22 protein-coding genes are annotated in these 21,991 nt (G+C 68.0%); 7 read left to right on the forward strand and 15 right to left on the reverse strand.

What is annotated here, in order from left to right; genetic code table 11:
- Positions 1 to 490: 490 nt before the first annotated feature.
- The 3 genes from Pth03_RS38245 to Pth03_RS38255 form a co-directional block, all read right to left on the reverse strand.
- Positions 491 to 1,768, reverse strand: coding sequence for a cytochrome P450 family protein (locus Pth03_RS38245; RefSeq protein ID WP_203949399.1), 1,278 nt, complete (start codon positions 1,766 to 1,768; stop codon positions 491 to 493).
- A 201-nt stretch (positions 1,769 to 1,969) separates the two neighbouring features.
- Positions 1,970 to 3,394, reverse strand: coding sequence for a S28 family serine protease (locus Pth03_RS38250; protein ID WP_239119696.1), 1,425 nt, complete (start codon positions 3,392 to 3,394; stop codon positions 1,970 to 1,972).
- 340 nt (positions 3,395 to 3,734) lie between these two features.
- Positions 3,735 to 4,544 (reverse strand): helix-turn-helix transcriptional regulator, encoded by an 810-nt coding sequence (locus tag Pth03_RS38255; RefSeq protein ID WP_203949400.1) that lies wholly within the window; start codon positions 4,542 to 4,544, stop codon positions 3,735 to 3,737.
- A gap of 185 nt (positions 4,545 to 4,729) precedes the next feature.
- On the opposite strand from Pth03_RS38255, the gene Pth03_RS38260 reads away from it, so the two are divergent.
- A complete protein-coding gene (locus Pth03_RS38260; RefSeq protein ID WP_203949401.1) occupies positions 4,730 to 5,701 on the forward strand; it encodes a TAXI family TRAP transporter solute-binding subunit in 972 nt (323 codons plus the stop codon).
- Between the two features lie 34 nt (positions 5,702 to 5,735).
- Here the strand turns inward: Pth03_RS38260 and Pth03_RS38265 are convergent, their stop codons facing one another.
- Both Pth03_RS38265 and Pth03_RS38270 read right to left on the reverse strand, forming a co-directional pair.
- Positions 5,736 to 7,199 carry a sensor histidine kinase gene (locus Pth03_RS38265; protein WP_203949402.1) on the reverse strand — a complete coding sequence of 488 codons (1,464 nt, stop codon included), beginning with the start codon at positions 7,197 to 7,199 and terminating at the stop codon, positions 5,736 to 5,738.
- A 6-nt stretch (positions 7,200 to 7,205) separates the two neighbouring features.
- Complete coding sequence (locus Pth03_RS38270; protein WP_203949403.1) at positions 7,206 to 7,889, reverse strand: response regulator transcription factor; 684 nt, start codon at positions 7,887 to 7,889, stop codon at positions 7,206 to 7,208.
- 175 nt (positions 7,890 to 8,064) lie between these two features.
- Between Pth03_RS38270 and Pth03_RS38275 the strand changes: the two genes are divergently transcribed.
- The 3 genes from Pth03_RS38275 to Pth03_RS38285 are packed head-to-tail and all read left to right on the forward strand — an operon-like array spanning position 8,065 to position 11,079.
- A complete protein-coding gene (locus tag Pth03_RS38275) occupies positions 8,065 to 9,090 on the forward strand; it encodes a tripartite tricarboxylate transporter substrate-binding protein (RefSeq protein ID WP_203949404.1) in 1,026 nt (341 codons plus the stop codon).
- Position 9,091: 1 nt separating this feature from the next.
- Positions 9,092 to 9,553: a tripartite tricarboxylate transporter TctB family protein gene (locus Pth03_RS38280; protein ID WP_203949405.1), complete on the forward strand. Its 462-nt coding sequence runs from the start codon at positions 9,092 to 9,094 to the stop codon at positions 9,551 to 9,553.
- Positions 9,554 to 9,573: 20 nt separating this feature from the next.
- The gene (locus Pth03_RS38285; protein WP_203949406.1) at positions 9,574 to 11,079 is read left to right on the forward strand and encodes a tripartite tricarboxylate transporter permease; all 1,506 of its coding nucleotides are present in this window, start codon (positions 9,574 to 9,576) and stop codon (positions 11,077 to 11,079) included.
- 48 nt (positions 11,080 to 11,127) lie between these two features.
- Here the strand turns inward: Pth03_RS38285 and Pth03_RS38290 are convergent, their stop codons facing one another.
- From Pth03_RS38290 to Pth03_RS41890, 4 genes are all read right to left on the reverse strand, one after another.
- Positions 11,128 to 11,646: an SDR family NAD(P)-dependent oxidoreductase gene (locus tag Pth03_RS38290; protein WP_203949407.1), complete on the reverse strand. Its 519-nt coding sequence runs from the start codon at positions 11,644 to 11,646 to the stop codon at positions 11,128 to 11,130.
- 347 nt (positions 11,647 to 11,993) lie between these two features.
- Positions 11,994 to 12,365 carry a YybH family protein gene (locus Pth03_RS38295; protein WP_203949408.1) on the reverse strand — a complete coding sequence of 124 codons (372 nt, stop codon included), beginning with the start codon at positions 12,363 to 12,365 and terminating at the stop codon, positions 11,994 to 11,996.
- 186 nt (positions 12,366 to 12,551) lie between these two features.
- Entirely contained in the window at positions 12,552 to 13,265 is a 714-nt protein-coding gene (locus Pth03_RS38300; protein ID WP_203949409.1) for an SDR family NAD(P)-dependent oxidoreductase, read from the reverse strand.
- A 131-nt stretch (positions 13,266 to 13,396) separates the two neighbouring features.
- The gene (locus Pth03_RS41890) at positions 13,397 to 13,597 is read right to left on the reverse strand and encodes a hypothetical protein (RefSeq protein ID WP_239119697.1); all 201 of its coding nucleotides are present in this window, start codon (positions 13,595 to 13,597) and stop codon (positions 13,397 to 13,399) included.
- 228 nt (positions 13,598 to 13,825) lie between these two features.
- Between Pth03_RS41890 and Pth03_RS38310 the strand changes: the two genes are divergently transcribed.
- Both Pth03_RS38310 and Pth03_RS38315 read left to right on the forward strand, forming a co-directional pair.
- A complete protein-coding gene (locus Pth03_RS38310) occupies positions 13,826 to 14,488 on the forward strand; it encodes a TetR/AcrR family transcriptional regulator (protein WP_203949411.1) in 663 nt (220 codons plus the stop codon).
- A gap of 697 nt (positions 14,489 to 15,185) precedes the next feature.
- Positions 15,186 to 16,610 carry a carboxylesterase/lipase family protein gene (locus Pth03_RS38315; protein WP_203949412.1) on the forward strand — a complete coding sequence of 475 codons (1,425 nt, stop codon included), beginning with the start codon at positions 15,186 to 15,188 and terminating at the stop codon, positions 16,608 to 16,610.
- A gap of 107 nt (positions 16,611 to 16,717) precedes the next feature.
- Here Pth03_RS38315 and Pth03_RS38320 read toward each other — a convergent pair whose 3' ends face one another.
- The 6 genes from Pth03_RS38320 to Pth03_RS38345 form a co-directional block, all read right to left on the reverse strand.
- Positions 16,718 to 17,074 carry an STAS domain-containing protein gene (locus tag Pth03_RS38320; protein WP_203949413.1) on the reverse strand — a complete coding sequence of 119 codons (357 nt, stop codon included), beginning with the start codon at positions 17,072 to 17,074 and terminating at the stop codon, positions 16,718 to 16,720.
- Between the two features lie 71 nt (positions 17,075 to 17,145).
- Positions 17,146 to 18,513 carry an MFS transporter gene (locus tag Pth03_RS38325; RefSeq protein WP_239119698.1) on the reverse strand — a complete coding sequence of 456 codons (1,368 nt, stop codon included), beginning with the start codon at positions 18,511 to 18,513 and terminating at the stop codon, positions 17,146 to 17,148.
- 337 nt (positions 18,514 to 18,850) lie between these two features.
- Positions 18,851 to 19,204, reverse strand: coding sequence for an ArsR/SmtB family transcription factor (locus Pth03_RS38330; RefSeq protein WP_203949415.1), 354 nt, complete (start codon positions 19,202 to 19,204; stop codon positions 18,851 to 18,853).
- Positions 19,201 to 19,647: an SRPBCC domain-containing protein gene (locus Pth03_RS38335; RefSeq protein WP_203949416.1), complete on the reverse strand. Its 447-nt coding sequence runs from the start codon at positions 19,645 to 19,647 to the stop codon at positions 19,201 to 19,203. The genes Pth03_RS38330 and Pth03_RS38335 overlap by 4 nt, the downstream gene beginning before the upstream one ends.
- 160 nt (positions 19,648 to 19,807) lie before the next feature.
- On the reverse strand, positions 19,808 to 19,996 hold the full coding sequence (locus Pth03_RS38340; protein WP_203949417.1) for a hypothetical protein: 189 nt from the start codon (positions 19,994 to 19,996) through the stop codon (positions 19,808 to 19,810).
- 62 nt (positions 19,997 to 20,058) lie between these two features.
- A complete protein-coding gene (locus Pth03_RS38345) occupies positions 20,059 to 20,901 on the reverse strand; it encodes a sulfurtransferase (protein WP_203949418.1) in 843 nt (280 codons plus the stop codon).
- A gap of 130 nt (positions 20,902 to 21,031) precedes the next feature.
- On the opposite strand from Pth03_RS38345, the gene Pth03_RS38350 reads away from it, so the two are divergent.
- Positions 21,032 to 21,505 (forward strand): MarR family winged helix-turn-helix transcriptional regulator, encoded by a 474-nt coding sequence (locus Pth03_RS38350; protein ID WP_203949419.1) that lies wholly within the window; start codon positions 21,032 to 21,034, stop codon positions 21,503 to 21,505.
- The last annotated feature ends 486 nt before the right edge of the window (positions 21,506 to 21,991 follow it).

Raw genomic sequence — 21,991 nt, forward strand, 5'->3', positions numbered from 1 at the left:
TCGCACGTTTCTTGGGTGTTTCTTCATACGAAAGTCTCATTTGGTGAGACGTTGTATACAGGGCGCCTGTGATGATGACCCGGACCCTGAAAGGAGAGCGCCCCGGGGCGCGTGGAACCCGCCCTCCGACGGGGCAACCGGGCCGCCGGCACGACCAGCCGCTGAAGCGAGAACTGCTTCAGTCGCTACGCGACCGGACCGGATTCATGAAATGTCGAGGTCAGGGCACACAGCCATGTCCGCCGGTGGGGAGAGGCCATGACAATGCCCCCTGTTTCGTAAACCACGTGTTACGAAGCCGGCCTCGGCGACTCAATTCTTTTAACACCGAATAATTACGCACGTAACAAACTCGGGCGTAATCTGGCTCGGATCGAATTTGAGGAGCCCAGGATTTTCCTTGCCTGAGCGCAGGGTCGTGCCCGAATGTGAATGGCGAGATTTTCGTGATCCCCGCTTCAACTGCGGCGAGGTAACGCTGCCAGTACGGCTACGCAAGCCTCAGTGGCAGGCGGGCGAGGCGCCACGCGGCCGGCACCGGCTGTCGCACGAGATCGTTGGGATCGACGGCCAGGGCGAGGTCGGGGAAGCGGCGGAGCAGCGCCTCGAAGGCCACTTCGCCTTCCTGGCGGGCAAGCGCCGCGCCCAGGCAGTAGTGCAAGCCATGGCCGAATCCCACATGGCTTTCGCGGCGGCCGTCCGGCTCACGGGTGAGGTCGAGCCGTTCCGGCGCGTCGAACCGGCGCGGGTCGTGGTTCGCTCCGGCCAGCACGGCCGTCACCGCCTCGCCCCGGCGCACCGGCATGCCGCCGATCTCGAGGTCCTCGGTCGCGTAACGCAGCGCCGTGCCGTGGACGGGGCCGCACCAGCGCATCAACTCGTGGACCGCGCGTGGCATCAACCCAGGATCATCCCGAAGCAGGGCCAGCTGGTCAGGGTGGGTCAGCAGGGCGACGGTTCCGTTGCCGATCAGGTGGGCCGTGGTCTCGTGGCCCGCGATGACCAGGGTGAAGACCATGGTGATCAGCTCGGTGTCACTGAGGCGATCTCCGTCCTCGTCGTGAGCGCGGATCAACCCGGTGAGCAGGTCATCGGCGGGCTCCGCGCGGCGCTGCTCGATCAGCTCCTGGATGTAGGCCACCATTTCGCGCAACGGCATGGCCAGCGCGCCTGGCTCTGGGGACACCAGGGCCGCGCTCCACTCCCGCCACCGCGGCCGGTCCTCCTCCGGGATGCCGACCAGCTCGCAGATGACGGTGATCGGCAGGGGATAGGCGAACCGTTCCATCAGCTCGACGACGCCGTCCTCTGTCGCCGGCGCCAGCCCGTCGAGGAGACGTTCGGTGATCTCCTCGATCCGCGGCCGCAGCTCCGCGACGTGGCGTGCGGTGAACGCGCGGGACACCAGCCTGCGCAGGCGGATGTGATCGTCACCGTCGATGGTCAGCATGCCGTCCAGCACATACCGCGCGCACTCGGGCGGGATGCCGCGCGCCCTGATGAACTCCTCGCGGATGTCCGCCACGTGCATGCCGGGAACGCTCGCCGGATTGTTGACGAAGCGCCGGTCACTCAGCACCGTCATGACGTCGTCGTACCGGGTGACGAGCCAGATCGGAGACGCGATCCCGGGGAAGGTGCCGCGCGTCATCGGGGCCCGCTCCCGGATCCACGAGTAGCCGCGGTACGGATCGGCGAGCAGCGCGGGATCGGCCATGTCGACACTGCCGTCGGCACCGGTGAGGTGGGGATCGGCCTGAGTGCTCATCGCTGTCCTCCGTAGACGGTCGGCCGAGTCTCGCCCGCGCGCGGAGGGCGATCATCACGCTGAGTGTTCGCTCGTACCCTCAGCGTACGACGGGCCGTCGCATCTCAGGCCGGAGGGAGTGCCGCTCGGCGGGGCGTGGAGCCGGCCCAGGTCAGGCGTGCCGACCATGCTGACCTGGGGCCGATTCCTACGGGATCCGCGTCAGGACGGGCGGCGGGTGAGGAGCATGTCGTCGTCGGGAACGGACGACGGCGCGTTCCGCAGGGTCGTGGCCGCGCCGGTCACCCCGGCCCAGCGCCGCAACGTCGCGGTCGCCGCGAGGCGGTCGGCCTCCTTCAGGCCGGCGATGTTCGCCCCGTGGTTTGCGCCAGGGGTGACGTAGAGATAGGAGTCCTTCCTGGTGGGCGTGAACCGCTCGGCACTCCACGGGTCGTTCTCGCCGTAGATGAACAGCATCCTGCTCGACTGCTTGCGCACCCAGTGGTCGACGTCCAGCATCGGCTTGGGATCGTGGCGGGAGCGCAGCTCGGCCGGGATGGACGAGTTGGCCTGGTAGAGCCCGGGATAGCGGAGCAGGCCGCGCAGGTGCGCGAACTTCAGCTCGGGCCAGCCGAGCTGGGTGGCCGCCTGGTAGTAGTAAGGGGTGTAGTAGTCCAGGCCCTGGTCGGTGTAGAACGCGAAGGATGCGACCTGGTCGATCCACGCGTAGATCTCGTCATCGGACGCCGTGGCGGCCGGGACGTCCGCGCAGTCAGCCGCGGTCGAGTACTGCCAGAACGCCCACGGAGCGTCGAGTACGGACATCTCGAACGACCGGTCGGCGGTACCGAGGGTCTTGGTGAAGGTGTAACCGTTCTCCGCCGCGTACGCCTCCAGCCGGGGAACCAGCCGGTCGCGGCGCTTGAGCGCCTGGATCTGCACGTTCTTCAGCGCGGTACGGCATGCCGTGTCGCCCACGGTGGCGAAGAAGTCGTCGTAGGCGCGGTCGGCGGGGTTGACCCGGTCGTTCGGCGCGACGTAGGCCACCACGCCGTCGACGTCGGCGGGGTAGAAACGGCGGTGGTAGACCGAGGTCATGCCGCCCTTGCTGGCCCCCGTCTGAATCCACTTCCCTGAGTAGACCGTCTTGAGCGCCTCGACGATGCGGTGCTCGTCGCTCGCCTCCTGCCAGATGTCAAGATCGCGCCAGTTCGCGGGGGAGGGCCGGGAGGGGGTGAAGAACCGGTGCTCGACCGTGACCTGGTTGCCGTCGAGCAGCCGGGTCGGCTCGGTCCTGGACGGGTTCGTGGACATGCCGTACCCGCTGGTGTAGAGCACCACCGGCGCGTCGGTGCTGCGGTGCAGCAGGCTGAGCCGCTGCTGGAACGTCCCCTTCGTGGGGTGGCGGTGGTCGATCGGCTGCGTGTAGTTGAGGATGAAGTACCGGTATCCGGTCGGCCGTGACTCCGAGACCACCGTCAGGCCGGGAATGGCCTTGAGCGCGGCGAGCAGGGGATCCTCGACCGCCGAGGCGGATGGGGCGGCGGAGTCCGCCGATGCCGCCGAGGCCGGCAGGGCGACGGGGCCGGTGGTGAGAAGCGCGAGCATGACTGCGGGCACGAGAGCAGGCACGGTCCGGTTTCGCACGATCGTGTCTCCTGGGGGGCGGAGGGGGGCGGAGGGGAGGCGGAGTGCGTCACCGGAGGTCCGAGCCGCGCGACCGGAAGACCGCCGTCACCACTCGTCGATCCGGTGACCATTACGGGGCAAAAGCGTGATCAACACCATAACACCGGATGTAGTTGATGAAAGGAGTCAAAATCGGCCGGGCGAAGGTGCAGGCGGAGCAAGTCGATGGTCAGCCTCGACGGCCGAGGTGGCTCAGGAACTGGGAGCGGATAGGGCGGTCGGGTTCTGAGGCCGGCTCAGGGGCATAGTGCCGTGGATCGCGGTTCTTCCCGATGACCTGGCGGGCCGTCTTGGTCCTTCACTTCGCCGACCTCGTGGCACGCACACGGTCCCCGAGCTCGGCCAGCGCTTTCTCGGATGCGCTGCCGGGTTCGGCGTGGAAGACGATCAGCTTCTGCCCTGGAGATCCGTCGACGCTCAGCACCTCCATGGTCGTGAGGATGTCTCCCACGTCATCGCGGTGGAAGCGAACTGGTGACTGAACCCTGCCACGCACGTCGTGCCGGTCCCACATGCGGCGAAAGTCCGTGCTGTTGTGCGACAGCTCCTCGACCAGCTCGTTCACCGGCGCATCCTCGATGTCCAAGCTCGCCATGGCACGCAGATGGGCGACCTTGGAACTGGTGTCGTGCTCCCAGTCGAGATAGAACTTGTGGGCCTCCGGATTCAGGAGGGCGAGCCGCAGCAAGTTGTCGTTGTGTTCCAGCCCCTCGTAGAGACCGGCTGCCACACAATTTTTGATCAGCACGTCCAACCGGCTGTTCACCACGTACGCGGCCGCCCGGCGCCATTCCTCCATGAGCGGAAGCAGGCTCGCGTTGACCTGGTCAGTCTGGACGACTGGCTGTCTCTTGCGCGGACGTGCTCGGGCGAGCTCGTGTAGATGCTCAGTGGCCTCCTCATTGAGATGCAGGACCTGTGCGAGGGCATCGAGCACCTGATCAGAGGGGCGGCGTTCCCTTCCCTGTTCAAGACGGGTGTAGTAGTCGATGCTGATGCCCGCCAGCATGGCCACCTCGTCCCGGCGCAGCCCGGGCGTCCTCCGTCGCGGGCCGACGCCTGCCAGCCCGACCTGATCGGCTGTCGTGATCTGCCGACGAGCGCGCAAGAACTCACCAAGCGGGCTCTCGCCTTCCATGACCTTCCCCCGTTAGCGACATCGGCCGGAAAGGCGTCCGGATAGTCCCATTAGCCACGATAGCCGCCGCATTGCGTGGACTCTGGCCCGAATGCGGCGGCACAGGATGATCGCGGCGCACTGTCATCGGCGGTCGCCGTCCGTATCATCTCGGCATGGCGCTGAACCCGGAGCTACGGCTCAGCCGGCGGGTGGTGCTTCTGGCCGCCGGAGGGCTGCTCGCCGGTTGCTCCCAGCAGCCCCACGTCGACAAGGTCCACCTGCGACTGGCCACCGGGCCGGCGGGGGCGGTATACCGGCGCATCGGCGGTGCGCTGGCCGAACACATCACCGAGCAGGTTCCGGGCGCCACGGTGATCACCGTGCCGAGCGGGGCGTCCACCGACAACATCCGGATGCTGCGGGCCGGCGAGGTGCACCTTGGGCTGACGAGCCTGGACGCGCTGATCACGAGCGACGGCAGAGCGCCCGAGGGGCTCTCGGCGATATGCCGGCTCTACGACAGTCATCTGCATCTCGTGGTCATGGCCGGTTCGGCGATCGACGAGTTCCGGGACCTCAGGGGCAGGCGCATATCGCTCGGCGCCCGCGACTCGGGTACGGAGTTCACGTCGCTGCGGGTTCTGGAGCTCGCCCAGGTCGACGCCGACGGCCGGTACCTCAGCCAGGCCGAATCGGCGGCGGCACTGCGCGACGGCGAGATCGACGCGATGTTCTCCCTGACCGGCGTCCCGACACCCGCCGTCACGGAGCTGGCGCAGCGGCACCCGATCCGGCTGATCCCGCTGGACGCGCAGGCGGACGCACTCTTCACGGCGTTCCCAGGTCCCTACACTCCGGCCATGATTCCCGCGACCGCCTACGCCGGCGTCCCGGCCACCCGTACGGTCGCCGTGCCGAACGTGCTTCTCGCGCGCAACGACCTGTCCGATGACCTGGTCTACGCCATCACCGACACGATCTTCACGCAAACCGGCACGATCACCTCCGCCGGCCGCGCCGACGCCGAAGCCGTTCCCGAAGCCGTTCCCGAAGCGTGGCAGATCAACGTGCGTACCGGGATCTCCACCGCATCGGCCCCGCTCCATCCGGGCGCGGCCGCCTGGTTCCGCGAACGCAAGCGCTGACCCGAGACGGCGACAGGCCGCCGAGGCGCCAGGACTACGACGCCTCCCGCGGAACGGCCGGCAACGCGACCACCGCCGCGAATCCGTGCCCTGACCCGTCCGGACGCGGCAGTCCCTCCTCCAGCCGCAGTTCGCCTCCGGCCGCCCCGACCAGGTCGGCGCAGATCGCCAGGCCCAGGCCGGTCCCGGACACGTTCTGGTGCCGCGGCGACCGCCAGAACCGGCGCAGCGCCTGGGTCCGCTCGGACGCGTCGATTCCCTGGCCGTCGTCACGGACGGTGATCGCGACCACGTCTCCGGCCGCGTCTCCGGCCACGGCGGCGTCACTGTGTCCGGCGCCCGCACCACCGGGGACGAGTCGGGCGGTCACCTCCACCACCTGCGCGTCCGACAGCCGCAACGCGTTGCTGATCAGCTCGTCCAGGATGCTGCCCAGTCCGCCCGGTGGCTCCAGCAACCGCAACCCCGGTGGCACGTCGACCGCCAGTGTCTGCCCCGCCGTCGCGGTCAACGCCCGCCACCGGTCCACCCGGGTCGCCATCACCACGTCGAGATCCACCGGCGACGCCGTCCGTATGCTCTCCATCCGCGCGCTGGCCTGGAGTGAGTTCAGCATCCGCTGCATCGCCTTCAGCTCGTCGACGGCGACGTCGTACGCCTGCCGCCCGTCGCCGCCCGCGCGCAGATGCGGCTCCAGACTCTCCACCGCGAGCCGGAGGCTGGTCAGCGGATTGCGCAACTGATGCGACGCGTCTGACACGAACGCCCGCTGCCGCTGCACGGCGTTCTCGACCGCGTCCATCATGGTGTTGAACGACTCCGCCAGCCGCCGCAGCTCGACCGGGCCGGCCTCGGCGTCCGCCCGGATGGTGAGGTCGCCCTGTGAGATCCGCGAGCTCGCCGCGTCCAGCTCCCGCACCGGCCGCAGCACCCACGCCGACACGGGCCAGGCGACGGCCACCAGTGCGATCAGCGGCAGCAGCCCGAGCCCGGCGAGCCGGGCCCATCGCACGAGGATGCGATGGCGCGTCTTCGACAGGTCGGAAATCGTCACGACGGCGCCGACGACCTCGCTGTCCCGGCCCACCGGCTCCGCGACCACGAGTGCGGAGTCGTCCCACGGCGCCCATTCCCCGGACGGTTCGGACCTCGCCCCGGCCAGCGCCGCGGTCACGATCCGGGGCAACGCCGGCTCGTTCCGCGCCGCCTCCTGGTACGCACCGGCCGGTCCGAGCAGCACCTTGCCCGATGTGTCGATCACCGCGACCGGGATGCCGTACAGCTCGTGGTAGCGCGCCAGCTCCTGGTGGAGCGCCTCGGTCCGCCCGGCTGACAGCGCGGTATCGGCGAGCGACGCGAACCGGCCGACGTCGCCCAGCCGGTCGACGTAGGTCTCCTGCATCTCCCGCTCGGCCACGGTGACGCTGAGCGGCACCCCGAGCGCGGCGACGAGCAGCACCGCGAGGGGCACCAGGACGGCGAGCAGGCGGCGGTGCACGGCGCGTCAGCCGATCAGCCCCGGCTGGTCGGCCAGGAGCCGATAGCCGACCCCGTGGATCGTGCGGATGAGCACGGCCGGCCCGAGCTTGTTCCGTAACGCCGCGATGTGGGTGTCCAGGGTGCGACTCGAGGACTCCCAGGTCGCCCCCCAGATCTGGTCGAGGATGACGTCGCGGCTCACCACGTTAGGCGCCCGCCGGGCCAGCAGCAGGAGCAGGTCGAACTCCTTGCGGGTCAGCGTCACGGGCGTGCCGTCGACGGTGACTTCGCGGGTGCCGGCGCAGATCCGCATCGGGCCGAGGACGAGCGGCTCGTCGGGATGGCTCAGGGCACGAGCCACCCGGGTGCGCCGCAGGACGGCATCGATCCTGGCCAGCAACTCCGGGACGCCGAACGGCTTCACGATGTAGTCGTCGGCGCCGGCGCGCAGGCCGCGGACCCGCTCGTGCTCCTCCGATCGCGCCGTCACGGCGATTACGGCGGTCTCCGGGCGGTCACGCAGCTTGCGGATCACGTCGAGTCCGTCGCCGTCGGGCAGACCCAGGTCGACGAGGACCACATCGGAGGGGGCGGCGCGCACGGCCTCCGCGGCGGTGGCGATGCGGTGGACCTCGAAGCCCGCCTGGGCCAGGACGGTCACCAGGCCCCGCGCCACGCGGTCGTCATCTTCGATGATGGTGATCCGCATACCGGCGGATTGTAAGCCCGAATTGACGCTCGTGTCAGACCTTCATTTCTTGGGATTTCTCTGACATCCGGCGCATTCCTTGGGATTCCTCTGACACCATCCGCGTCCCTGCCAGCCGAGACTGAGGCCGCGCACTTACGGACGCATGCGCATGCGCTGACGAGGAGGCCGCGATATGAGAAGGACCAGCAGGTACCGGACCGCCGCGCGGATGATCGCCGCGATCGGCGTGGTTTCGCTCGTGGCCGCCTGTTCCGGCAACAGCGGCACCACCGGCGGTGGCGACGCCGGTGGCGGCTACCCGGACCAGAACATCACGTTCGTTGTGCCGTTCAGCGCGGGCGGCCCGACGGACACCGTCACCCGCATGATCGCCGAGCCGATGGCCGCGAAGCTCGGCGGCAAGATCGTCGTCCAGAACGTCGAGGGCGCCGGCGGCACGGTCGGCGCCGGCGAGGTCGCACGGGCCCAGCCCGACGGATACACCGTGCTCATGCACCACATCGGCATGTCGACGGCGCCCGCCCTGTACCAGAATCTGGGCTACAAGCCGCTCGAGGACTTCGAGATGGTCGGCCTCGTCACCGAGGTGCCGATGACGGTCGTCGCCCGCAAGGACTTCGCGCCCGCGACGCTCCAGGACCTCGTGACCTACGTGAAGGCGAACGCCGACAAGGTCACGCTGGCCAACGCCGGGATCGGCGCCGCCTCCCACCTGTGCGGACTGCTGCTCCAGACCGCCGCCGGTGTCAAGCTCCAGGAGGTCCCGTACGAAGGAACCGGCCCCGCGCTGACCGACCTCGTCGGCGGCCAGGTCGACTTCATGTGTGACCAGACGACCAACACCAGCGGCCAGATCTCCGCGGGCGAGGTGAAGGCGTACGCGGTCACCACGCCGGAGCGGGTGAAGAGCCTGCCCGACCTGCCCACCACGGCCGAGGCCGGGCTGCCCGGACTCGAGGTCAGCGTGTGGCACGGCCTCTACGTCCCGAAGGGCACGCCGCAGGACGTCGTCCAGAAGCTGTCCGAGGCACTGAAGGTGGCACTGGCCGACCAGAAGGTCGTCGACCAGATGGCCAAGCTCGGCACCGCGCCGGTCCCGGCCGAGGACGCGACGCCGCAGGCGCACCGGGCCAAGCTCGAGGAGCAGCTCGGCACCTGGGCGAAGGTCATCGCCGACGCCGGCGTCAAGGCCTCCTGAGGTGGAACGCCGCCGGTCCTTCCCGGACGTCCTCGCCGGGGGAGTCTTCGTTTTGATCGGTGGCGCATTCGTGGTGGGGTCGCTCGGCTACGAGCTGGGCACCCCGCTGCGGATGGGCCCTGGCGCCTTCCCGCTGCTTGTCGGCGCGACCATGGCCGCCCTGGGCCTGGCGATCGTCGTCAAGGGACTCATCGCCGGCGAGGTGGTCGCGTTCGGGCCGATCCCCTGGCGTGCGGTCGCCGTCATCGTGGCCGCGGTCCTGTTCTTCGGATTCACCGTCCGGGACCTCGGATTCGTGCCGACGTCGGCGGTGACCGCCCTGCTCACCACGCTGGCCAGCTCCCGCGTACGGCCGCTCACGGCCGTGGCCGTCGCCGCCGGGCTGACCGTGGCCGCCACGCTCATCTTCGTCGTCGGACTTCAGCTGCGGATCCCACTGTGGGGCCCATGGCTGGGGTTCTGACGCGGCATCCGGATTGAGGCATGGAACTTCTCGACAACCTCGCGCTGGGCTTCTCGACCGCCCTCCTGGTCCAGAACGTCCTCTACTGCTTTGTGGGAGTGCTGCTCGGGACGGCGGTCGGCGTGCTGCCCGGCATCGGGCCGACGGCGACGGTGGCGATGCTGCTGCCGATCACGTTCAGCTTCGAGCCGGTGACGGCGCTGATCATGCTGGCCGGCATCTATTACGGCGCGCAGTACGGCGGCTCGACGACCGCCATCCTGATCAACCTGCCCGGTGAGTCGTCGGCGGCGGTCACCGCGCTGGACGGGCACGAGATGGCCCGGCAGGGCCGGGCCGGCGCTGCGCTGGCCGCCGCCGCGGTCGGGTCCTTCATCGCGGGTACGGTTGCCACCGTCGCGCTGGCCGTCGCGGCCCCGCCGCTGGCCCGCGTCGCGTTGCAGTTCGGCCCGGCCGAATACTTCTCGCTGGTGCTGCTCGGCCTGATCGTGTCGATCGCGCTGGCGCGTGGCACGGCGCTCAAGGCACTGGCGATGATCGCGCTCGGCGTCCTGCTCGGCACGATCGGCCAGGACATCTACACCGGCACGCCCCGGTTCGTGTTCGACCAGCGCGAGCTGTACGGCGGCATCGACTTCGTGTCGGTCGCCGTCGGCATGTTCGGGGTGGCCGAGATCCTGCGCAACCTGGAGAACGAGCAGACCCGCACGGCGGTCGTCAGCAAGGTGAAGAACCTCTGGCCGACCCGCGAGGACCGGCGCCGGATCGTCGGCCCGATCCTGCGGGGCACCGGACTCGGCGCCGCGCTCGGCGTCCTGCCCGGCGGCGGCCACGTACTGGCCTCGTTCGCCTCGTACGCCGTCGAGAAGCGGATCTCGAAGCGCCGGCAGGAGTTCGGGCGCGGCGCGATCGAGGGCGTCGCCGGCCCTGAGTCGGCGAACAACGCCGCCGCGCAGACGTCGTTCATCCCGCTGCTCACCCTGGGTCTGCCCGCCCACCCGGTGATGGCGCTGATGGTCGGCGCGTTCATCGTCCACGGCATAACCCCCGGCCCGAACGTCATCACCGACGAACCGGCGTTGTTCTGGGGTCTGATCGCGTCGATGTGGATCGGCAACGTGTTGCTCGTGCTGCTGAACCTGCCGCTGATCGGCTTCTGGGTGCGCATGCTGCGCATCCCGTACCAGGTGCTGTTCCCGATGATCATTCTGTTCGCCGCGATCGGCACATACTCCCTGTCGTTCAACGCGTACGACGTCTACGCGATCGCGTTCTTCGGGATCCTGGGCTACATCCTGATCAAGTGCGGCTGCGAACCGGCGCCGCTGCTGCTCGGCTTCGTCCTCGGACCCTTGCTGGAGGAGAACCTGCGGCGGGCGCTCATCATCTCCCGCGGTGACGCGTCGGTCTTCCTGACCCGGCCGATCTCCGCGGTGCTCCTGGCCCTGGCCGTGGCGGCGCTCGCCGTCACCGTCCTTCCGGCGATTCGCAGGCGCCGCGAGATCGTGTTCGCCGAGGAGGAGTAGGGACTCGTGACCCGCGGGTCCGGGGTCGGATTCGCCGGCGGACGAGCGTCAGTGGCCGGCGTATTCGATCGCGAGCGCCTTCGTGGCCGACTGCAGGCCGCCCTTGGTGAGTGAGGCGAGCGCGGACGGCACGCTGGAGTTGGCGTGTTCGACGAGTGTGGTGGTGATGCTGACGATGTGGCCGCCGCCCTGCTCCAGCAGGTGCGGAATCGCCCTCCGGGTCAGCTGGAAGAAGCCGGTGAGGTTCACGCCGATGTAGAGCGCGTATTCGTCGTCGGTGTAGTCGGTGAACGGCTTGGCGATGAAGATCCCGGCGTTGTTCACCAGCGTGTCGATGCGCCCGAATTGCTCGATCGCTGCAGTGACCACCTGCTCGGCGGTGGCGGGATCGGCGATGTCACCCGCTACGGCGAGAACGCCGGCATCTCCCTTCTGCTCGATCGTGCGGGACGTCGCGACGACGGCGTATCCCACGGAGTAACCGCGCAGCTCGATGAGCGAATACGCGCCTCGGTCGAGTACGTGCCCGACGCTCACGGTGGCCCACTCGCCATCGTCGACTGGCATGCCGCCCACTTCGCACTGAACAAAGGCCGCCTGCCCGGCTCCACCTCGGAGACCTCGATTCCACTATGCCGGGGCCCTGCCGCGCTGGGACTCCCAAACCCGCGATTACGTCGAACGACGCATCACCGACGGCAAAACCCGCCGCGAAGCGATCCGCTGCCTCAAACGCTACGTCGCCCGCGACATCTACCGGATCATCCGCAACCCACAGCCACCCAAGGCCGCTCCCTCAGCCGCTTGACATCCATAGGGGCATCAAGCGCGACTTCATGTATCTCGGCACCATCGACGTCGCCTCGATACGGATCTGGCTCCGCAATCCCGTCTCGTGATCTACAAAACACGCCCTAGTCGAGGCGGGAGACCTGGTAGTGGCTGATGTACCAGCCCTCCTCCGTCCGCTTCACCAGCACGCTGAGGTAGAGGCTGAGGGTGGGACGGTCAGTGAACGAGAAATCGACGGCCAGGTACCCGAGCACGAGGTCGTCGGCAAGAGCTCTGGTCTCCAGGATGCGGTACACGGCCGTCAGTCCGAGTGGCTGGGAGTCGTAGTAGGCGGCGATGCCCGGCCTGCCGACGCTGTAGGGGTGCGACCCCTGGAAGATCGCGTCCTCGGTGAACTGGGCTGCGACCTGCTGGGGTTCGTGGCGGTCGACGGCGGCCTTCCACCGGTCGAGGACGCTTCGGAGGATCGCTTCCATGTCGGTGTTGCTGTTCATCAGGGTTCTCCTGCTGATGGGATCGAGGGCTCACGACTGCTGGGTCCGGTGAGCCACGGTGAACGGGAGGCCGGCTCTTCGATGTGTCGTGCAGCGGGCGCCGGGGCCACATCTGTGCCACAGCCGGCCTTGCTCCGTGCTGGGCGGGGGCCGCCCAGTATCGCGTCGCGAGCGATGGCCTGCGGGTCAGTGGCCGGCGCTGTTGCCGCCGTCGACGTGGAGGATCTCGCCAGTGACGAAGGGAGCGTTCTCCAGGTAGACGACCGCGTCCACGATGTCGCTCGGCTCGCCCATCCGGTGCATCGGGTTCATCGCCGCGAGAGCCTCATGGGTCTCCTCGGCGTGCATGGGGGTCTTGATGAGGCCCGGTGCGACGGCGTTGACGCGGATGCCGCGCGTGGCGTACTCGACGGCGAGACCCTTGGTGGCGGACTGCAGGCCGCCCTTGGTCAACGAGGCCAGCGCGGACGGGACTCGGGAGTCGGCGTGGTCGACCACGCTGGCGGTGACGTTTACGACGTGGCCGCCGCCCTGGGTGAGCATGCGCGCGATGGCGAGCTGGGTGATACGGAAGAAGCCGGTGAGGTTCACTCCGGTCACGGCGCCGTAGTCGTCGAGGGTGTAGTCGGTGAACGGCTTGGCGACGAAGATGCCCGCGTTGTTGACCAGAGTGTCCACCCGGCCGAACCGCTCGACGCCGGCGGCGATGACGCGTTCGGCGGTGGCAGGGTCGGCGATGTCGCCCTGGACGGTGAGGATGCCCCGGTCGTCGAAGGGGACGATGGTGCGCGAGGTGGCGACGACGGCGTAGCCCAGCTTGCGGTAGGCCTCGACGATGCCGGCGCCGATGCCCTGCGAGGCACCGGTGATGACGGCGACCTTCTGGTGACGAGTGCTCATGATGACCTTCTCCGGGAGGGGAGGGATGGAGGATATCGACCGGTTGATGAACTAGCCGACCGGTCTACTACCTCAAGGTAGACGACCGGTCGAGTATCCGTCAAAGCGGGTCGGTCGGCCGTGGGCGTGCGTTACTCGGTCACGATCCGTGACACGTGGTACTGCCGGATGAGCCACGTGTCGCCGTCGCGCACAAGGACGAGGGACATGTGCACCCGCACCTCGTATCCGCCGTCGCCGCGGAACGTCACCTCGGCGAAGCCGCCCGCCACGGTCTCGCCGATCGTGTAGGTGTGCCGGACCTCCACGTCCGCGGTGCGGTCGGGCGGCACGGCCGCGTAGTAGGCCGCGCACCGCGTCCCTGCCAGACGTCGGCTCCGGGCCGAACCCCTGGAACAGCGCGTCGCCGGTGAACAACTCGGCCATCGCGTCGGGCCTGTGCCCGTCGAACGCCGCCTTCCACTGCTCCAGGACCGCTGGCATCGGATGACTCATCATGACTCCTTCCATAGACGACCGGTCTATTACGCAAAATAGACGACCGGTCGTACACTGTGGGCATGGGACGGACGAGCGACACCAGGCAGGAGATCCTCACGGCCGCGCAGCGGCTGATCGAAGTGCGCGGATACTCCGCGCTGGGAGTCGCCGAGATCTGCAAGGCCGCGGGCGTCCCGAAGGGGAGCTTCTACTACTTCTTCGAGTCCAAGGAGGCGCTGGCCCACGCCGTCATCGACGAGCAGTGGAACGAGCAGCGCCGCGACTGGACCACGATCCTGGGCAGCGACGACGAGCCTCTGCATCGCCTGCGCCGGCTGTTCGAGGCGACCGAAGCGGTCCTGCGCGCCGGGCAGCAGAGCTGTGGCACCGTCTGCGGCTGCCTGTTCGGCAACCTGACGCTGGAGCTGAGCAACCAGACCGAATCGATCCGCGCCCGGCTGCAGGAGATCTTCGACGCCGAGGTCGGCATGGTGCAGTCCGTCATCGACGAGGCGCGCGCCCGAGGGGAGGCCACCGTGGCCGACAGCACCTCGGCCGCACGTGCCGTCGTCGCCCAGCTCGAAGGCCAGGTGCTCTTCGCGAAGCTGTACAACGACACCCAGCGCCTCGACGCCATGTGGTCGAACTGCCTCGCTCTGCTGGGCGCCAACCGGCCCGAGCAGGCGGCCGCCACATCTCGCCCGGAACCGGGGATGGTCTCGGCAGGGTCTCCGGGAGAGTAGCCCTGACGAGAGCAGGTCGACGGCTGGTGGGAACCCATGATCGAGAACCTGCACGAGAATGAATGGCTATCCCTGCGCGTCATTCGCGACCCCGACGCCCGGGTGAACGGCTACGTCTACTCCCACGAGTCCCGATGCCAGGGACGCATCGTCGCGGTCCTGCCATACCAGGACACGCCGGAGGGCCGCCGCTACCTCCTCAAGTCGGAGGTCACTCCTTGCTGGGGGCTCAATCAGATCCTCTGCGCCATCACCGGCGGCTACGAGGGCGGAGACATCGCCGACGACGCCGTACGCGGATGCTCGAAGAAACCGGTTACACGATCGCCCGGGACGAGCTCATCCCGCTCGGCGAGTCCTACGCCGGCAAGTCATCCGACACGCTCTACTCGCTCTACGGCGTCGACACCTGACTGGCCGCACACCCGGCGAGGCGATCGGCGACGGAACGCGACTGGAGAGCGAAAACCCGGCGGTCTGGCTGGAGAGCGATGAACTGCTGGAGATTCGCGACCCCCAGGTGTCGGTGATGTATCTCCGGCTTCCCAGCAAGGGAACGGGGGAGCAGTGACCCGGCCAGACCACCACGAGACGCGACTCCTTGAACCCGAGCAGGCAATTTGTGCCTATATGGTGCGTCCGTGGACACCCCGGAAAGCCTCATCATCGCCCGCCTGACGAGGTTGGGAGGAGCCTGATGGATCCGGTTGTGGTGACCTCTGGTGGGAGGGTCAGAGGGGTTTCCCAGGACGGGGTCTCGCGCTTTGCGGGGATTCCCTTCGCCGCCGCGCCGGAAGGCCCGTTGAGGTTCCGGCCCCCGGTGCCGGCGCCTGACTGGGACGGAGTCCGGGAAGCCGTCGCGTTCGGTGCCGCCGCGCCGCAGTTGCCGCCGGCGCCTGGGGTACCGCCGGTGTGGCAGCCGGGCGACGGGCTGGACTGCCTGACGGTGAACGTGTGGACCCCCGATGTCGGCGCGGCCGGGTTGCCGGTCATGGTGTGGATCTACGGCGGCCGGTGGAAGCTCGGTGCCGCGCGGATGCCGCAGTACGACGCCGCGACGTTGTCCGGGGCCGGCGTCGTGGTGGTGACCTTCAACTACCGCGTGGGATTCGAGGGCTTCGGGCACCTGCCTGGAGTCGCGGACAACCGCGGGCTCCGCGACCAGATCGCCGCGCTGGAATGGGTACGGGACAACATTGCCGCCTTCGGCGGGAACCCCGCGAACGTGACGGTCTTCGGTCAGTCCGCCGGAGCCGCATCGATCGCCCTGCTCATGGCCGCGCCGGCCGCGCGGGGGCTGTTCCGGCGCGCGATCGCCCAGAGCGTCCCGTCCGGCGTCCGCACCACCGCCGAGGCCGAGGAGATCACCGCCGCCATCGCGGCGGCCGCCGGGGTTGCGGCGACCTGGGACGGCTTCGCCGCGCTGCCGCCCGAGGCGATCCTCGACGTCCAGGACGCACCGCTACGCGACCGGGGCGGGCTCACCGCGTTCGCTCCCGTCATCGACGGCGAACTGATCACCGGGCCGCCGTGGGAGGCGCTGCAGGCGGGCCCGGGCCGGGAGGCGGACCTGATCTGCGGGTTCACGCACGAGGAGTACCTGGGGCTGGGACCGTTGCCGCCTGACGACGTGGACCTGGCCGTCGTGGCCGAACGGGTGGGGCTGGAGAAGGAGGCCGCGACCGCCTACCGCACCGGCTATCCCGGCGTCAGTGACGCCGACCTGTTCACGATGATGCTCTCGGACGCCCTCGTTCGCATGCCGACCACCTGGACGGCTGAGGCCCATGCCCGCGCGGGCGGGCGAACCTGGCTGTACGACTTCGCCTGGCAGGGCCCGGCTCTCGGCGCGGGCCACGGCATCGACCTCCCCTTCGTCTTCGGCAACGCCACCACCCGCCCAGCGGCCCGTTTCCTCGGTTCTCCGCCGCCCGCCGAATTCTCCGGCCTTTCCCAGCGCGTGCGCTCGGCATGGACGTCCTTCGCCGCCACCGGCGATCCAGGCTGGCCCCAATTCAGCCCCGACGAGCCGATCACCCGGATCTGGGACACTCCGCTCTCCGACTCCGCCTACCCGTTGGAGGCTTCCAGGCGCATCTGGCGGCACGGCACACCGCGATAGCGCGCCGGCCGCCGACATCGACACGGGGGATGATCGTCCTGCGTTGGGCTTCTGCTGCGAGGACTGGGAGGCCGCCGGCGGATGACGCGATGCCACGAATGGGGGAGCTACCTGCCGGCTCGGGACTTGAGCGCATCGTCCAGCGACGCATAGGCGGTGATCCCACCGACGCGGCCGATGACCCCGAGAACGTAAAAGATCCGCTGGAGGCGCGGTGACAGTCCGCACACCACGACGCGCTCACCCATTCCCAGGCGCCTGTACACGTCGAGGATCACTCGGATGCCGGCGCTGTCCATGAAGCGCAGCTCAGAGAGATCAAAGACCAGGCGCTGCGGCGACTGATCAAGCGCCGCGTCGACTGCATTCTGAAACGTAGGTTCGGCGGCGATGTCGAGTTCTCCGCGCGCCTTGATGATCGTGAATGGTGGGCGATGTTCGGTCGTGGCTTCGAAGACATCCATGCAACTCACCTTCGTCGCCGGGTGGAGTACCAGGTCATGTCCCCCTTGCCCCTATGCGGCGCTCCTATGTCTCACCTCCCTGTTTGATGCGCGGAGACGTCGGGCACTGGTACGGCTGCCGCCGCCGTACGGCGCGTGCCGCGCGGACGTAGCCCGAACCAGATGACGATCACGCTGATGAGCGTCACGGCGGCGTCCGCGCTGAGCGCGAGGTGGATGCCGGTCAACTGCACGCTCCGCGTCGCGGCGACCGAGGTCAGGATCGGGATTCCGACGGTGATGGCCACCTGCTGAGTCATCGAGGTCAGGCCCGTGGCCAGGCCCTGCTCCTCGTTCGGCAGACCCGAGGTTCCGGTCACCGTGTACGCCACGATGGAGGTCACGTGGCCGAAGAACCCGATGAACAGCGCGGGGATCAGGACTGCGAGCGCCGTTCGGTCGGCGCTGAGGAACACCAGGGGGAGGGTTGCCAGGCCCTGCACGGAAAGGCCCGCGGCCAAGATCTTGCGGCCGCCAAAGCGTCCGATGAGGCGTCCGGCGATCACGCCGGCGGCCACGGCCGCCAGGCCCGGGATACCGAAGATCAGGCCGGTGGTCAGCGGGGAGAAGCCCAGGACCTGCTGCAGGTAGAGCGTCATCAGGAAGATCATGGCGGTCTCCATGGTGAAGACCACGAGCCCCGCGTAGTTGCCCCATTTCACCGTGGGCCGCCTGAGGATGCGCAGGGGGGCGAGCGGCGCGGGGGAGCGCAGTTCGATGATCCAGAAGGCGACCAGCAACAGCACGCCGACGGCGGCCGAGGGGATGTTCTTCTCGATGATCCCGTAGATCACGGCCAGCAGGCCGCCGGTCACGGTCACCGCTCCGGGCAGGTCGAGTTTCACCCGGTCCGGGAGCCTGCTCTCGCTGATCAGGAAAGGAGTGAGGAGCAGGATGACCACGGCGACCGGGACGTTGATGAAGAACGCGGCCCGCCAGCTCAGCAGGCTGACGAGGGTGCCGCCGACCAGCGCGCCGACGGTGAAGCCGCCCGAGAGCAGCGCGCCATTGAGGCCGAGGACGCGGTTGCGCACTGCGCCTTCCGCGAAGGTGCTGGTGAGCAGTGACATCGCCGCGGGGATCGTCATCGCGGTGGCGAAGCCCTGCAGCGCCCGGGCGGTCAGGAGCATCTCCGGGTTGGATGCGAAACCGCCGAGCAACGAGGCCCCGATCAGCAGGACCATGCCGGACAGGAAGAGCCTGCGGCGGCCGAACAGGTCCGCCATCCGGCCGAACAGAAGGGTGAAGCCGGCCGCGGGCAACGCGTATGCGGAACTGATCCAGGGGAGCCCGGTCAATCCCAACCCGACGCCCGCTCCGACATTCGGCAGCGCGACGTTAAGGATCGAGAAGTCGACGGACAGCATGAACCCGGCACCGAGCAGAACGAAGAGGATCAACCGCTGTCTGCTGCTGACAGATGCAGGTGGGGGAGTGTTGGTAGGCACGAGACGGTCCTTTCCTGAAGAACCCGGAATCATCAATGATCAGTACGCCGAGCCGCTCGGGGAAGTGTTCCTGCAGGTCATCGCGGATCTGCTTGACGGCAGGACAACAGGCGCCACAGCCCGGACGGCATGGTGCGGCCCGGCCGGCTGTTCTTCCTGCCGGCCGGGCAGGCGTATGGCCTGGCGCCCACAGTCACGGGCAGGGAGGCGCCTGCACCCCGATCGGGTGGGTTACGCCCATGACGTTTGAAGCGGCGCCCTGACCAGGAAATGGAGGACTGAAAGTGGATTAGTGCGAATCCCGCTCCGCTGCCTCAGCGGCGCGCCTGATATTCGCCAACCGCCGATCCCAGCTGGCGGCGAGCGCGGTCATCCACCGCGCCGTCGCGTCCAGCGCCGCCGGCCGCACCGTGTATCGCACCTCGCGTCCGATCCGGCTGCTGGAAACCAGCCCGGCGGTGTCCAGGACGGCGAGGTGCTTGACCACTGCCTGCCGTGAGACGGGAAGTCGTTCTGCGAGCGTCGTCGCGGTGGCCTCGCCTTGTACGGCGAGCAGATCAAGCAGCTGACGTCGTGTCGGGTCGGACAGCGCGACGAGGACGCTGTCGACCGCCTCGACTGCGTCGCGACTCTCGTCCGTCACACCGATGACTGTTCGGCGCGCGTCTTGAGCGCGTCGAACACCTGAGACCAGCCGACGGTGTTGAACTTCACCGCCTCGCTGCGCAGTTCCCCGGACCCGGCCAGCGCCGCGAACCCGCTCTCGACGACGCGGAGCAGCGTCTTGTCGCCTTCCGGCGTCAACGTGAACTCCACGAGGGTGCTGTTGTCCTCACGCAGCTCTTCTCCAGGAAACGCACTGGTCCAACGGTACGCCACGTACGTCGGCGGCTCGACCTTCTCCACACGCACCCAGACCTCACCGAGATTGGGGTTCTTCGCCACCATCGACTCGCCTTCTTCGGCCACCGTGCCGGTCAGGCTCGCCTCGTCGGCCACCCAGAACCCGGGTTCGGCCACCAGCGACCAGACTCGCTCCAGGGATGCCGCGATCAGGGTTTCGCGTTCGATCCGATCCTCACTCATGAGGAGACTCCTTCGCGCTCGCAATGGATGTGCAACTACAGAGTTGCACATCGTCTCCTCCAGGCGCAACCCCAGAGTTGCACATCCATTGCGGCGCGGTCGTGCGCGTCGTAGCTGTTCGCCTGGGCCACGCCGGCCCCTTGATCACACTCCTGGGGTGCTAGTGAAGTCCCAACATCATGAGGACGACGAGACCGACGAGGTGAAGGCCCACGATGAAGACGAGGAGGAAGATGAAGACGAACTTGGCGGGCCCGTGCTCGAATTCCTTTCCCTCTTTCAGCGGGGGTAGTTGCGCCTGACGTTCGGCGATCCGCTCTTCCAGGGTCTTCCTCTTCGGACGAGACATGCCGGCCTCCGGTGTGGGGTGGTTGTTCATTCGGCTGTCCACCTGCTCGGTACGGGCCGGTATCACGAGGCGGACCCACGCTCGACGGGGACGCCGACGAGCGAGCCGTACTCAGCCCATGAGCCGTCGTAGTTCTTGACGCCCGGTCGGTCGAGCAGTTCGCTGAGCACGAACCACGTGTGGGCGCTGCGCTCGCCGATACGGCAGTAGACGATGGTCTCGCTCGCGTTCAGATCGACCGACGCCTCGCCGTACAGGCGGCGTAGCTCCTCGTCCGGCTTGAAGGTGCCGTCGTCGTTGGCGGCCTTGGACCACGGGACGTTCCTGGCGGTGGGAACATGACCGGCCACCTGAGCCTGCTCCTGGGGAAAGTGCGCAGGGGCGAGGATCTTGCCGGAGAACTCGTCGGGGGAGCGGACGTCGACGATGGTCTTGGTGCCGATGGAGGCGATGACCTCGTCACGGAACGCGCGGATCGAAGCGTCAGGCTCCTGGGCGTGGTACTGCGTGGCGGGGCGCCGCACCGTTTCACTGGACAGCTCGCGACCGTCGAGCTCCCACTTCTTGCGCCCTCCGTCCAGCAGGCGGACGTCGCGGTGGCCGTAGATCTTGAAGTACCAGTAGGCGTAAGCGGCGAACCAGTTGTTGTTGCCGCCGTAGAGGATGACGGTGTCGTCGTTGGCGATGCCCTTGCGTGACAGCAGGGCCTCGAAGCCGGCCTTGTCGATGAAGTCGCGGCGGATCGGGTCCTGGAGGTCGTCTCTCCAGTCGATCTTCACGGCTCCGCGGATGTGGTTCTTGTCGTAGGCCCTGGTGTCTTCGTCGACCTCGACCAGGACCACGCCGGAGTCATCGATGTGCTCCAGCACCCAGGCGGCGTCGACAAGCACGTTGGAGCGGCTCATGGCTTCTCTCTCTGACGGTAGGGGGGCGGCATCGGGGACGCATGCTGGCTCTGCGGCCAGATGATTAGTGCACTAACTGTTCGTACGCTAACTGTTATAGCATGGATCCTTCGACCCCTATGGAGGTGCCATGAGTGACCTTGACGACATCGCCGACCCACTGGCCCTGGAAAATCAGGTGTGCTTCGCCCTGGCGGTCGCCGCGCGCAGTGTGATCGCGGTCTACCGGCCCCTTCTGGAGCCGATGGGTTTGACCCATCCCCAATACCTGGTGATGCTGGCGCTGTGGCAACACGCGCCGTTGTCCGTCAAAGACCTCAGCCGCCTGCTGCAGGTGGAACCGGCCACGTTGTCGCCACTGCTCAAACGCCTGGAGGCCAGCGGGTACGTCCACCGTCCGCGGGCCAGCGACGACGAGCGCACCCTCGCGGTGACCCTCACTCCGGCGGGACGGCAGTTGCGCAGTGAAGCCGAGAAGATCCCGCCGACGATCGTCGGGCGCCTGGGAATGGAGCTTTCCGAGCTTCAGCATCTCCACCAAGTGCTTATGCAGGTCATCGCCGCAGCCAACGACGCCAACAACGCTCAGCGGGCCGCGCGTTGATAGGCGTAGTCGCCCGGAAGGTCTCGATTCGGATGTGTCAAAGCAGGCGCAGAACTCCAGCGCCGCATTCACCGGTGAAAGGTTCATCGCGTCCGCCGGCTCGCCGCAATTTGTGGGCTTGACAAGCGCGGCGGCGTAGGGCACCCTGAAGATGCGACCAGATAGATGGTCTGCGTTAGCGTGGACAAATTCGGCTAGAGCATGTACGCTCGCGTTTCCACGCTGCCTTTTTGAACGACCCGCTCCGCTCGCTCACGTTGCGAGGTTGTCTGGCGTGGGTGTAGTCAGTTCCGCCGCGAGCCCTCGGAAGGACATCTGTTGGCAGCCTCGCGCAACGCCTCCGCCGTACCCGCCGGTCCCCATCGCGTCTCCTTTTCACGTATCCAGGAGCCATTGGAGGTTCCTGACCTTCTCGCCCTGCAGACCGAGTCGTTCGACTGGTTGCTGGGAAACGAGAGATGGAAGTCCCGGGTGGAGGCGGCTCGT

The sequence above is a fragment of the Planotetraspora thailandica genome, assembly GCF_016863335.1.
GTDB classification, from domain to species: Bacteria; Actinomycetota; Actinomycetes; order Streptosporangiales; family Streptosporangiaceae; genus Planotetraspora; species Planotetraspora thailandica.